This is a genomic window from Polaromonas sp. (assembly GCF_012927415.1).
Taxonomy (GTDB): Bacteria; Pseudomonadota; Gammaproteobacteria; order Burkholderiales; family Burkholderiaceae_C; genus Polaromonas.
This window is the reverse complement of sequence record NZ_JABBPF010000031.1, coordinates 1-13,159: the sequence shown is the minus strand read 5'-3', so window position 1 is coordinate 13,159 and position 13,159 is coordinate 1. Positions and strand designations below refer to the sequence as shown.

The following is a 13,159-nucleotide window of genomic DNA, read 5'->3' as shown; positions in this document are numbered from 1 at the left end:
GGGTAGCGCAGATGCATAGCGGCGGACGCAGTGGACGCGGCATTGCGCTGATCTTGTCGGGCTGGCGCGGCTTTTACAGCTGGTTGGGTCGCGAAGGCCTGGTGGGCAGCAACCCTGCACAGGACGTGCGCGCGCCCAAAGCTGCCAAGCCGCTGCCCAAGGCCTTGAGCGTTGACGAGGCGGTTCAGCTGGCCAGCTTTCAGTCCGCCGAAGCCGACGTCGACCCGCAGCTTGAGGCGCGCGATCAGTGCATCACCGAACTGCTTTACGGCTGCGGCCTGCGTATTGGCGAACTGGTCGGTCTGGACGCGCAGGCTAGCGCCAAGGCGCGCGGCTGGGTCGACATGGACGCGGCCGAAGCCCATGTGCTCGGCAAGGGCGGCAAGCGGCGCAGTGTACCGGTAGGACGCGCGGCCCTGCTATCGCTGCAGAAATGGGTTGCGGCCCGCGGCAACTGGGCGCTGGCTGGCGTTGCGGGTGGGGAAGCGCTTTTCATCAGCCAGCGCGGCACTCGGCTCACGCCGCAGCATATCCGGGTTCGCCTGAAGCAGCGTTCACAGCAGGCCGGGTTGGCGACGCCGGTGCACCCGCACATGCTGCGCCATTCCTTTGCCAGCCACGTGTTGCAGTCGAGCGGTGACTTGCGCGCGGTGCAGGAGTTGTTGGGTCACGCCAACATCACGACCACGCAGGTCTACACACGGCTTGATTTCCAGCATCTGGCCAAAGTCTATGACGCGGCTCATCCCCGGGCGCATTCAGGCCCCAAGCGGGGTGTCGCTGCGGCACTGCCTGTCAAACCGGTCGCCGAAGTTGTCCACAAAGGCAAGTCAGGCCGCTGATCCGGCTGCCAGGCGCCGCAGGTATCGGGTGGGTGCTTCGGCGGAGTCAATGGCTGCATGGGGCACTTCAAGACACCCGCGTTCTGCCTCGGCGCGGGTGGCTCGTTCTGGGGGGAAACCACAGGGCGTGGCCCGCTGTGACGGGGTAAATGGCGTTTGCCCGTGTTGGCTGCCGCTGGAATTTATCCAGTAGTTGCCCCAATCCTGCAGGGCGACCGGCTTGGGCGCCGGCGTTCAGGACGAGCACTCAGCGCGTGCGAGCGCCGGGGCAGGTTAGCCGCAGCAGAAGCCCGGCCAGCACGCTCATGGCCGCCATCGCCACAACGCGAACCAGCGCGGGGGGTGGCCCGGAGGTCATAAAATTCTTCAAAACGACCCGAGAAGGATCGATTTTTTGAGGAGCGATATTTTTCAGGCATATGGTCGTGGCCCGGGTGAATGACGTGAGCACATGCGACTGGCAGCCCGGTCGCCGGGCTCAAAGGCTGGCCGCGCCGGCCCGCCCGGGCAAGCCGCGACAATAGCCGCATGAAAACACTACGACTGAAGGATGGCAAGGAACGTTCTTTGCTGCGCCGCCACCCCTGGATTTTTGACGGAGCCATTGCCAGTGGTGGGGGCGATGCGGGTGAAACAGTACGAGTGGAAAGTAACGCTGGTCAATTCCTGGGCTGGGCGGCTTTCAGCCCGAGTTCCAAAATTCGGGCGCGAGTCTGGAGCTTTGACGAGTCACAACGAATTGATGCTTCTTTTTTCGCAGCGCGCATCGCCCAGGCCATCAGGGCAAGAGCGCGGTTTGATATAAAAAGTGACGGACTCCGGCTGATTCATGGCGAGTCCGATGGCCTGCCCGGTCTGGTGGTGGACCGGTACGCCGATACGCTGGTTGCGCAGTTTTCAAGCTGTGGCGCGGAGAAGTGGAAAAGCGTGATCGTCGAGTCCTTGTTGGCGCAGACAGGTTTGATACGCCTGTATGAGCGCTCCGATGCCAGCGTGCGGTCGCTTGAAGGCTTGCCCGAAGTCACTGGCTGGTTGGCCGGTTCGGGCGACTCCGGCATTACCATCATGGAGCACGACTGGAAGCTGAGCCTGGATGTGGCAGAGGGCCATAAAACCGGCTTCTACCTGGATCAGCGCGACAGCCGCCAGAAGTTTGCAGCCTACACGCGTCGCCTGAACTTCGGCCAGGTACTCAATTGTTACTGCTACACCGGCGGATTCACTGTGGCTGCGCTGGCTGGCGGGGCCGGGCATGTCACTTCCATCGACTCCTCAGGCACGGCAATCGAGCGCGCGCGGGCCAATGTGGCCTTGAACGGGTTTGAGGCCAGCCGGACCACCATGCTGGACGCCGACGTCAACGCATCGTTGCGCCAGTATCTGAAGGAAGGAAAAACCTTCGACGCGATTGTGCTGGATCCGCCGAAGTTTGCGCCCACTGTCTCGCATGCCGAGCGTGCCGCGCGTGCTTACAAGGATATCAACCGGCTGGCGCTGTCCATCCTCGCGCCGGACGGCGTGCTTTTTACCTACTCCTGCTCGGGAGGCATCAGTGCCGACCTGTTTCACAAGATCGTGGCGTCAGCCGGCACCGATGCGGGGGTAGACGCCTTCATTTCTGAACGCATGAGCGGCGCCCCCGATCACCCGATGACCGTCGCTTTTCCCGAAGGGGAATACCTTAAAGGACTGGTGCTGGTCAAAAGGTGAGCGGTCAAGTTGATTTCAGGTAAAACAGCCTTGTGGTCCAGTTTCTACGGCTAATTTCAGCTATCGAAATAATAGTGAAACAGGCAGAGAAAAGTGCTCGCTGTCAACGGCTGGCCGGGCTTGCCAGCTTTCGCCCAAGGCCTTGCTTGCGAGGCGGAATTGTTAAAGACGCGCCAGCGGCTCGACGGGGTCGCTAAACTCCCACGTTTGAGTCTTTGGCTCGTTGACGCAAGTCGTCGGCGTATTGATGGCATTTCTTTCGTTTTTTAGGTGGACACCATGAGCCTGATTCCAGTTACCATCCTCACCGGCTTTCTCGGCTCGGGCAAAACCACGCTGCTCAAGCGCATCCTGACCGAAGCTCACGGTCAAAAGATTGCCGTTATCGAGAACGAGTTTGGAGAGGAAAACATCGACAACGAAATCCTCGTCAATGACACTCAGGAAAACATCATCCAGATGAACAACGGCTGCATTTGCTGTTCGATACGCGAAGATCTGCGCGAAACGCTGCAATTGCTGGCCGCTAAAAAGCGCAAAGGACTGCTTGACTTTGACCGTGTCGTAATCGAAACCACGGGATTGGCCGACCCGGGCCCGGTGGCGCAGACCTTTTTCATGGATGAGGAAATTGCCGAGCAATACCTGCTCGACTCCATCCTGACGCTGGTCGATGCCAAGCATGCGCAGACCCAGTTCGATGACCGCCAGGAAGCGCGGCGCCAAGTGGGTTTTGCGGACCAGATATTCATAAGCAAGAGCGACCTGGTGGCCGAAGACGAAGTTCATGCGCTGATGCACCGTTTGACGCAAATGAATCCGCGCGCACCACAAAAAGCCGTGCATTTCGGCGAAGTTGCCATTGCGGACGTATTTGACCTGCGCGGGTTCAACCTTAACGCCAAGCTCGACATCGATCCGGATTTCCTGAAGGCCGAAGAGCATGGGACGCACGGACATGACGAGCATGACCATGCACCCGGTGAGCACTGCGACCATCCTTCCCATGTCCCGGGTGATGGCCGCCACCACCACCATGATGACGACGTTAAAAGCTTTGTATTTCGCTCGGACAGGGCTTTCAGTCCTGCCAAGCTGGAGGACTTTCTGGGCGCTGTGGTGAATATCTACGGCCCGCGCATGTTGCGCTACAAGGGTGTGCTGCACATGGAGGGAACCGAGCGCAAGGTGATTTTCCAGGGTGTGCACCAACTCATGGGAAGCGACCTTGGCCCCGCTTGGGCGGAGGGCGAGGTTAAAAACAGCAAAATGGTCTTCATCGGCATCGACTTGCCAAAAGATATTTTTCTGCAGGGTCTGGAGCAGTGCCTGGTTTGAGGTAGGCTGTCCGCATACTTCCTATTGAAGACCAAAAATTTGATGTTTGTCTTGTCTTTACAACGGTTTATGCGCGGGGCGGGAGCACATCCCGGCGGGCCGTTACAATCGCGCGCCGACCAAAATACCCGGAAATCCGAATCGGGAGGCCAGTCAGAGAAGCATGAGGCAACGCGGCCAAAGCGCGCTGATAAGCGCGCCGGCAAGCAGATTGCGACTAAAACGATGTCTTCGGATGGAGCGGCGGCAGACATACCAGAAAATCTGGCAACAGCTAGGGCCGAACCGTCTGAAGGCAGTTTGGCAAAGAGCCGGTCCAGGGATCATCCCCAGGCCGCTTCCCAGAGGAGAGACATTGTGAATGCCCAAGCGAAAAAGAGCATGACGCTAGGCCGGGCCTCGGTCGCGGCAGCGCCTGCGGCCGCCGTCAAGAAGGCAGTTAAAGCCGTTAAAGCCGTAAAGGTCGTTGCCAAAAAATCTGCCGCTGTTACCGGCAAGTCCGCTGCAAAAGTAGCGCTTAAAAAAGAGCCGGTTGTGGCAAGCCGCGACAAAGCACCCGGAAAACCGGTATCCCCTCGCGCCGAAGTGCCCGTTCAACCCTCACATATCGAGTCAAAATCCGTGTTAAAAACTGCTGCTAAAGCGCCTGCCAAGCCGGCTGTTCAAGACAGCAAGGCGAGAAAAATCGCCGATAGGCTGAAATTATCATCACCCGTCGCTGCGCCTGTTGCTGCCTCCGTGCCCAGCCGAACTGCGGTGCGCATGGCCTCCGCGCCGTTGAAACCCGGACGAAGAAGTTCGGCTCGAACCGCTGTCCACTCTACTCCGCCCGCACCGATGGTGCCAACCCATGCGCCTGACGCCGCCAAAGCCAGTTATTCAACGATGATCGAACGTGTGATCGCGCCGCCTATTCATGCGGCCGCCCCCAAAAATCCCAAACTCGCTAACAACTGGAAGACCAAGCCCGCTGACCAGCTGTCTGACGAAGAAGTCAAGGCCATGCCAGACTCCGAGTACATGAATGAAAAGCAGCTGGCTTTTTTCCGCCACAAACTGTCAGTGCTCAAGCAGGATATTCACAACAGCGCCGGTGAAACCACGGAACATCTTCGGGAAGATACCTCGGTCGTTCCTGACCCCGCGGACCGCGCCACCATTGAAGAAGAGCACGCGCTTGAATTGCGGACCCGCGACCGGGAGCGCAAATTGCTTAAAAAGATTGAGCAATCAATTGCACGTATCGATTCCGGTGATTACGGTTACTGCGATGAGACTGGCGAAGCCATCGGCGTCGGCCGGCTGATTGCGCGTCCTACGGCCAATCTGTCGCTGGAGGCACAGCAACGCCGTGAACTGAAACAGAAAATGTTTGGCGATTGACGCCTCCAGTTCTGCATTAAAGCTTTTGTCGACCTAGATGTCCAAAGACGACACCGCATCAAACTTGCTGTCCAAGATGGTCAGGTTCGTCCGGAATCCGGCGACGAGCTGGTCTGAGCTGGATTCTGTCCAGACGGACAGGGATGATTCAGTGAGCAAACAGCTGCTCAAGGAAATGATTGAGCGCAAGCGGCGAAACGATTTTGTGCGCAAGCGAGAATTCGACATGCTGCGCAAGATGCGCAAACACGAGGCCATGGTCGGCGTGGGCCAGGAGCTTGCGGGCGGACCGTCATTCTTTCAGAGCAGCATGGCCTCCAGGCCTGATGATCGTGCGACAACGCTGAAGAAGATCGATGAAATCGAAGCGCAGATGTCAATGCAGTGGTGGAAGACCAAGGACCAAAACGCGGCGAGCAATTCGGTTGATCCTTTGGTCCCGCCTCAGGGCGAAGGCGCTGTCACCCGGCATTCCCTGCTGGACAACGCCCTGCCAATGGCTTACCGACCGACTGCTCCGGCGGAATTGCCGCTATCCGCCCGGATGGCTGCAGCCGACGGGTCAGCCGCAGCCGGTCAGCTTCGCAGCAAACCTCCTGCTGCTTCGCCTCAATTCCCTGCCGTGGGCGGCGGTATGCCCGGCTTTGGCGGGGCCGCGGAGGATAGCCATGCATCAACTTTTTCGCCGTCCAGAAGCGCTGCGGTTGGCGTCCAGGAAATGGTGGCGCACGACGCAGAACTGGAAGAAGCTGCCATCCTCTTCGCCAATGGCGAAGATGCAGGCGCTGAAGCAGGTTTGCTACACATCCTGGCGCCTGGCGCGATCCGGGAAAGTCACATGGAAACCTGGTTGACACTGTTTGACCTCTACCGTGCGACAGGAGAGCAGGACAAGTTCGAAACCGCTGCCATAGAGTTTGTCGAGCGTTTTGACCGTTCAGCACCGCAGTGGTTCTCATTGCCTGACATGGTAAAAATGCTCGGTGGAGCTGCTGACAAAGCCACCGAGAGAGTTGCTGCCGACTGGATCTGCCCTTCGGTTTTGGGACTGCAGACTGTTGCCGCCCTCAGGGCGGCCATTGCCCGTGCAGCGATGCCTTGGCGGCTGGACTGGAGTCATCTCAAAACCATAGATGCAGCGGCGCTGGAGCCCTTGTACAGGGTATTTGTCAACTGGGCTAATCAGCCGGCGCAGTTGCGGTTTATGGGCGATCTGCAATTGCAAAATGTACTGCGCAATGCCACGCCCTCTGGCGACCGGAATACTGACCAGAACTGGTGGCTGTTGCGCATGGAAGCGCTGCGTGTTACGCACCGTCCTGACGATTTTGAACTGACAGCGCTTGACTTCTGCGTAACCTACGAAGTGTCGCCGCCGGCTTGGGAGAGCGCGCGTTGCGAATACAAAACGCTGGATGAACAGGGTGGGCTCCTGGGCGGCACCACGATTATTGGTGAGGTTTACCGCGACTCCATGCATTCTGGGTTCTACGCGACAGGCCGGGACTCAGATCAGGGCGCGGATAGTTCGTCGGTAAGCCAACTTCTTTCGGTTGAATTGTCGGGCCAGATTCAGGGCGATGCCATAGCTGTGTTGGACAAGCTCGAAGCCAAACTTGCGGGTGCCGACGTGATGCTTATTTCCTGCGCCAAGCTGATCCGGGTTGATTTTTCTGCGGCGGGCACACTGCTCAATTGGGTTTCGGCTCGCGAAGCAGAAAACCGCTCGGTCCAGTTTTCGGAAGTCAATCGCTTGGTCGCGTCATTTTTCAATGTGATTGGAATTAGCGAACACGCGAGGGTAATCGTCCGTTCCGATTGATTCGGCACCTCCTGATTGCGTCCAACAGGTGCAAGCCTGGCGTCTCTAATCCGGCTTCAGGCAATGCATCACGCATAAATCCCTGCCACGCCCCGATCCTGACAGTCGTCTTATCCTGCGGCGGGCGCTACATCAAAAAGTGCGGTTCCCCGGCTGTGTGGATTCCGGGACTATGTTCTCCATTGATGCTTGTGAACACGAGTGACGCGCTCGGGTGGAAAGCCCTGTTCAACCTTACTTCTGCTTTCACACCCACTGTCCAAGGCAGCCATCTTCCAGAAACCGGACCCCATTGGAACCCTCCGCTCGGGTTTTTAATGCGCGCTGGATTAAGACACTACTTTCAATCACTGACCTAAGTACTTAATCTAGAACATATTTTCGATAAAATGCCACTTTACGCGCTTGCTTCTAAGTCCTTGATTCCATTGAAAAAATTTGTTTAAAACCTCTTGCTTGCGAATAGTTTCCTGATAAAGTGGGAAAAAGTGCAGTTTAGTGGTGAAAAGTGTTTTTCGAGGGTTTTAAACGGTGTTTCAAGGCGCGTCATCTTTAGCTCTCGATACCAAAGGTCGGCTTTCTGTGCCGACCCGGTTTCGTGACGTGCTGGGTACAGCCATCTCGGGCCAGCTAACCATCACCAAACACCCACATGGTTGCCTGATGATTTTCCCGCGTACCGAATGGGAGAAATTTCGCGAGCGCATTGCGGCTTTGCCGATGCAGGCGCAGTGGTGGAAGCGGATTTTTCTGGGCAATGCCATGGATGTCGAAATGGATGCCGCGGGCCGTGTGTTGGTATCGCCTGAATTGCGCGCTGCTGCGGGCATCAGCAAGGATGCGGTCTTGCTCGGCATGGGCGCTTATTTCGAGCTCTGGGACGCTGCGACTTACGCCGCTCAGGAAGCCGAACAGATGAAGGGCGAGATGCCTGATGTCTTCAAAGACTTTTCGTTCTGAAAGAAGACGGTGAACGGCGCATGGACCCACCGGACCGTCTTGTTGAACGAAGCCATCACGGCGCTTCAGGTCAACCCGGACGGCCGATACATCGACGCGACCTTTGGTCGGGGCGGGCATTCACGCCTGTTGCTGTCGAAACTCTCTGAGCTCGGCCGCCTCACCGCTTTCGACAAGGATCTGGACGCCATTTCAGAAGCGAATACCATCGTCGACCCCAGATTTTCAATCCGCCACGAAGGTTTCATGCATCTGGATCAGATGCCGGCTGCCAGCGCTGCGGGTGTGCTCATGGATCTGGGGGTCAGTTCGCCCCAAATTGACAACCCGGTGCGCGGCTTTTCTTTCCGACAGCAAGGTCCTCTGGACATGCGCATGGACACCACGCGTGGTCAAAGCGTCGCTGAGTGGCTGGCCGATGCTTCTATCGAAACAATGACGGAGGTGATTCGTGACTATGGCGAAGAACGGTTTGCTGGGCAGATTGCAAAGGCGATTGATCGTCGCCGACAAGAGCGGGGGCCTTTGCAAGGCACCGCCGAGCTGGCCGAAGTCGTGGCTGGCGCGGTCAAAACCCGCGAGCCGGGCAAGGACCCGGCAACGCGCACCTTTCAGGCTTTTCGGATTTTCATCAACGCCGAGCTCGAAGAACTGCAACGGGCGCTGCAAGCCACTTTGAAAGTGCTTCAGCCCGGAGGGCGTCTGGTGGTGATCAGCTTTCATTCGCTGGAAGACCGTATCGTCAAGCAATTCATTGCGGGCCATTCCCGTGAGGTATTTGATCGGCGGGCTCCTTTTGCAGCGCCCAAAGTCATGCAGTTGAAGGCTCTGGGTCGCATTAAGCCCAGCGAAGACGAGGTAGCTGGCAATCCACGCTCGCGCAGCGCCGTGATGCGGGTGGCAGAGCGTACCGGGGATGTGCCGTGAATACTTTAAGGCTCGCATACGCAAGTGAAAAAGATTTTCCTGTCGCCGTGCTGGGAGGCATCTCGTGGCGCGCTTGAATTTTGTTCTGTTGTTGGCCGTTCTGGTCAGCGCGTTGTACTTGGTGCGCATCCAGTACGAATCGCGCCGTCTTTACATGGAGCTTGAGAAAGTCACAGCGCAAAGCCGGAAAATAGAAACCGAAAAGGAGCGGCTACAGGTTGAAAAGCGTGCCGAGGCCACGCCTCTCAAAGTTGAAAAGCTCGCCGTGGACCGCTTGAAGATGCGAACTACAACGCCAGCCATCACGCAATACGTGACTTACGGGAATGTTGCTTCAGTACCCGCGGGGGGCGCGCAGCATGAGTAGAAGCATTCTCTACACATCCAGCCCATTGCTGGCCAGTAAGACGCCGGTTTGGCGCAGCAAATTTATTGTTGCAGCGATTGCGCTAGCTTTCGCCGGGCTGGCCGGGCGGGCTGCTTACATCCAGATTATTGGCAATGATTTTTTCCAACGTCAGGGACAGGTCCGATTTGTAAGGACGCTTGAATTGCCCGCCAACCGGGGACGCATTTTAGACCGCAATGGCTTGATTCTGGCCTCCAGCGTCCCTGCGCCCAGCATTTGGGCCATTCCAGAAGACGTTGAGGCAAGTCCAGCCCAATTTGTGGAGCTGGCCCGGTTGCTGGAAATGCCACTGGCCGAGCTTAGAAAAATGCTCGGCGACGACGACAAGACCTTTGTCTGGGTCAAGCGCCAGGTCGATGAACCGGTCGCACTGAAAATTCAGGCAATGGGAATCAAGGGTATCTATCAGCGCAAAGAATACAAGCGCAAGTATCCAGAAGGCGAAACAATTGCGCATGTCGTTGGTTTCACCAACGTGGAAGACAATGGCCAAGAGGGCATTGAGCTGACCTTCAACAAGGAACTTTCGGGCAAAGCCGGTTCAAGGCGTGTCATCAAGGATCGCCTCGGCCGTGTCGTCGAAGGTATCGGTGAACAGGTGCCTCCGGTCGAAGGTCAAGACATCCAATTGAGCGTTGACAGCAAAGTGCAGTTCTTCGCATATCAAAAGCTGCGCGATGCAGTGATTGCGCGCAAGGCCAAGGCAGGTAGCGTGGTCGTGCTCGATTCGATCACCGGCGAGGTGCTGGCGCTTGCCAATTACCCGAGCTACGTTCCCGACAAGCGCAAGAACCTTACGGGCGAACAGCTGCGAAACCGCGCCTTGACCGATACCTTCGAGCCGGGCTCGACGATGAAGCCCATCACGGTGGCCATGGCCCTGGAAGCCGGCCGCGTGAAGCCGCGAACCCTCATCGAAACCGGACCTGGCCGCTTTAGCATAGGCGGCTTCACCATCAGCGATACCCACAACTACGGAACACTCACCGTCGAAGGCGTGATCCAGAAGTCCAGCAATGTCGGGGCGCTCAAAATTGCGCAGAAGATGACTCCCCACGAGATGTGGAATACCTACGTAGCGCTCGGCTACGGGCAGAAGCCGCAAATCCAGTTTCCTGGCGCAGTGACGGGTCGGTTGCGGTCGTGGAAGACTTGGCGGCCAGTTGAACAGGCGACCATGGCTTACGGCTATGGACTGTCTGCTTCACTTTTCCAGATGGCGCACTCGTACACTTCTTTTGCGCACGATGGGCAGATCATCCCGGTGACCATGCTCAAGACTAGCGAACCAGCCGTCGGTGTCAGGGTTTTTTCTGCCGAAAATGCCCATGCAGTGCGTCGCATGCTCCAAATGGCCGCTGGACCGGGCGGCACTGGCCAACTTGCACAGACGGTCGGCTATTCGGTTGGCGGCAAGTCAGGCACGGCACACAAACAAGTCGGCAAAGGTTATGCAAGCAACAAGTACCGTGCATGGTTTACCGGCATGGCTCCCATTGAGGCGCCGCGCATCATCGTCGCGGTGATGATTGATGAGCCGGGTGATGGAAAATACTATGGTGGCCTGGCGGCCGCGCCCGTGTTTAGTGAAGTGGTTCAGCAGACATTGCGCATGATGGGTGTGCAGCCCGATATGGATGTCAAGCCGCAAATCGTGACGCAGGCTGTGGAGGAGTCGTTTTGACAACGCAACTCCACACACCCGGGCAAGCAGCCTTCTGGTTGCGAGAGCGCGTGACGGGTAATCTCTGTACAGACAGCCGAAAGGTAGGGATGGGTGACGGGTTTGTAGCTTGGCCCGGGGCCGCTACCGACGGCCGCAAGTATGTCGACGAGGTGCTCGCTGCAGGTGCTCTCGCTTGCCTGATTGAGGAGAATGGCGCCGAAGTTTACGGGTTTAACGATGAACGGATCGCGACTTATGCCGGACTCAAGGTTGCTACCGGGCCCATAGCCGCCGCTTATTTTGGCGCGCCCAGCGAGCAGTTACAGATCGCAGCGGTGACTGGCACGAACGGCAAGACCACTACCGCAATGTGGCTGGCGCAAGCACTGGACCGACTGGGTCGAAAATGTGGCGTGGTTGGAACTTTGGGGATCGGACAGCCGGGCGCCATGGTTGCCAACGGATTGACCACTCCCGACCCGGTGTTGCTGCAGCAGCAGTTGCGGCGCTTCGTCGATGAAGGCTTCAGCGCGTGCGCGCTTGAGGCTTCTTCCATCGGTATTGAGGAGCGGCGCCTGGATGCAACCCTGATACAGGTCGCTATCTTCACGAACTTTACGCAGGACCATCTCGACTACCACGCGTCGATGCAGAATTATTGGGCTGCCAAGGAGATGCTTTTTGGCTGGCCAGGGCTGAAGGCGGCAGTCATCAACATCGACGACGTCAAGGGCCTTGAACTGGGTACAACGCTCGCAGGTACGGGTCTGGATGTTTGGACATTTTCATGTACTCGCTCGGCGCGGTTGCAAGCGCGAAATATTCAACACGGTTCGCAGAACCTGAGCTTCGACGTGATGGAGGGCGGTGAGAGCTACAGGGTTTCGACCTGCATGGTCGGGCATTACAACGTCTCCAACTTGCTGGGCGTCATGGCGGCTCTCAGGTCCATGAGCGTGTCGCTAGCGGATGCGGCGAGGGCTTGTGCCGACCTGCTGCCGGTGCCTGGCCGCACAGAGACCCTGGCGACACAAGGTCTACCGCTGGTCGTCATCGACTACGCGCACACGCCGGACGCGCTTGAAAAAGTGCTCGCCGCGCTCAAGCCAGTGGCCACGAGTCGAGGCGGCCAACTCTGGTGTGTCTTTGGCTGCGGCGGCGACCGTGATGCCACCAAACGTCCGCTAATGGCTGCGGTGGCAGAACACAATTCGGATCATATCGTCGTCACCAGTGACAACCCGCGCAGTGAAAATCCGCTGGCCATCATTAGCCAGATCCTATTGGGATTGAGTCATCGCGATGCAGTGTACGTGCAGGCCGACCGGGCAGCTGCCATTGTCCAAGTCTTGAATCTGGCGCAGCCCCAGGATGTGCTGCTGCTGGCAGGTAAAGGGCATGAAAGTTTTCAGGAAGTAGGTGGCCTGAGACTGCCATTTTCCGACCGGGAGCATGCACAAGCCGCCTTGCGAGCGCAACTGGCGACGCGTGGGACAAGGAGCGCGGCATGATGAACCTGCAACAAGCTCTGGACTGGATTCCCCTGGCTGTGTTGGTGGGCGACGGCCGGACAAGATTTGGACGCGTGCATACCGACACGCGCAGCCTGCAGGCGGGAGACCTTTTCGTGGCGCTCAAGGGCGAGCACTTTGACGCACACGAATTTCTGGCGCAGGCGAGGGCAAAGGGCGCCGTGGCTGCGATTGCGCAGCAAGGTCTGGTGGACGCGGATCTGCCGGGCCTGGAAGTCGTCGACGCCAAACTGGCGCTGGGCCATCTGGCCTGCGGCTGGCGCTCGCAATTCAATTTGCCACTGGTCGCAGTCACCGGCAGCAACGGTAAAACCACCGTCACGCAGATGATTGCGTCGGTATTGCAGGCCTGGAAATCCGGCGAAGCTTTTGCCACCGCAGGAAATTTGAACAATGACATCGGGGTACCGCTGACGCTGTTGCGCCTGCGTGCGTCGCATCAGGTGGGCGTGGTCGAGCTGGGCATGAACCATCCCGGTGAAATCGCGTACCTGAGCGCATTGACCAAGCCGACGATCGCCTTGGTTAACAATGCCCAGCGCGAGCATCTTGAATTCATGGCGACGGTGG

11 protein-coding genes are annotated in these 13,159 nt (G+C 58.0%); all 11 read left to right on the top strand.

What is annotated here, in order from left to right; translation table 11 throughout:
* On the top strand, positions 1 to 842 hold an 842-nt coding region (locus HHJ19_RS03380), incomplete at its 5' end, for a tyrosine-type recombinase/integrase (protein ID WP_296904056.1).
* Between the two features lie 528 nt (positions 843 to 1,370).
* A complete protein-coding gene (locus HHJ19_RS03375) occupies positions 1,371 to 2,552 on the top strand; it encodes a class I SAM-dependent methyltransferase (protein ID WP_296904054.1) in 1,182 nt (393 codons plus the stop codon).
* 279 nt (positions 2,553 to 2,831) lie between these two features.
* Positions 2,832 to 3,890, top strand: coding sequence for a GTP-binding protein (locus HHJ19_RS03370; RefSeq protein WP_296904052.1), 1,059 nt, complete (start codon positions 2,832 to 2,834; stop codon positions 3,888 to 3,890).
* A gap of 357 nt (positions 3,891 to 4,247) precedes the next feature.
* Positions 4,248 to 5,273 carry an RNA polymerase-binding protein DksA gene (dksA, locus tag HHJ19_RS03365; protein ID WP_296904058.1) on the top strand — a complete coding sequence of 342 codons (1,026 nt, stop codon included), beginning with the start codon at positions 4,248 to 4,250 and terminating at the stop codon, positions 5,271 to 5,273.
* 151 nt (positions 5,274 to 5,424) lie between these two features.
* Positions 5,425 to 7,095: an STAS domain-containing protein gene (locus HHJ19_RS03360; protein WP_366929378.1), complete on the top strand. Its 1,671-nt coding sequence runs from the start codon at positions 5,425 to 5,427 to the stop codon at positions 7,093 to 7,095.
* A gap of 531 nt (positions 7,096 to 7,626) precedes the next feature.
* Positions 7,627 to 8,055, top strand: coding sequence for a division/cell wall cluster transcriptional repressor MraZ (gene mraZ, locus HHJ19_RS03355; RefSeq protein ID WP_296904048.1), 429 nt, complete (start codon positions 7,627 to 7,629; stop codon positions 8,053 to 8,055).
* Positions 8,056 to 8,064: 9 nt separating this feature from the next.
* Positions 8,065 to 8,982, top strand: coding sequence for a 16S rRNA (cytosine(1402)-N(4))-methyltransferase RsmH (gene rsmH / locus HHJ19_RS03350; protein WP_296904046.1), 918 nt, complete (start codon positions 8,065 to 8,067; stop codon positions 8,980 to 8,982).
* 64 nt (positions 8,983 to 9,046) lie between these two features.
* Positions 9,047 to 9,349 (top strand): cell division protein FtsL, encoded by a 303-nt coding sequence (gene ftsL, locus HHJ19_RS03345; RefSeq protein WP_296904044.1) that lies wholly within the window; start codon positions 9,047 to 9,049, stop codon positions 9,347 to 9,349.
* Complete coding sequence (locus HHJ19_RS03340) at positions 9,342 to 11,075, top strand: penicillin-binding protein 2 (RefSeq protein ID WP_296904042.1); 1,734 nt, start codon at positions 9,342 to 9,344, stop codon at positions 11,073 to 11,075. Before ftsL ends, HHJ19_RS03340 begins: the two co-directional genes overlap by 8 nt.
* Positions 11,072 to 12,568, top strand: coding sequence for a UDP-N-acetylmuramoyl-L-alanyl-D-glutamate--2,6-diaminopimelate ligase (locus HHJ19_RS03335; RefSeq protein ID WP_296904040.1), 1,497 nt, complete (start codon positions 11,072 to 11,074; stop codon positions 12,566 to 12,568). The genes HHJ19_RS03340 and HHJ19_RS03335 overlap by 4 nt, the downstream gene beginning before the upstream one ends.
* Positions 12,565 to 13,159 (top strand): Mur ligase family protein (locus tag HHJ19_RS03330; protein WP_296904038.1); only part of this gene is annotated, 595 nt, incomplete at its 3' end. The genes HHJ19_RS03335 and HHJ19_RS03330, both read left to right, overlap by 4 nt.

Bases quoted from the DNA above. Each gene is read 5' to 3' on its own strand.
- HHJ19_RS03375 (WP_296904054.1), top strand. From the start codon at position 1,371: ATGAAAACACTACGACTGAAGGATGGCAAGGAACGTTCTTTGCTGCGC.
- HHJ19_RS03370 (WP_296904052.1), top strand. From the start codon at position 2,832: ATGAGCCTGATTCCAGTTACCATCCTCACCGGCTTTCTCGGCTCGGGC.
- HHJ19_RS03340 (WP_296904042.1), top strand. From the start codon at position 9,342: ATGAGTAGAAGCATTCTCTACACATCCAGCCCATTGCTGGCCAGTAAG.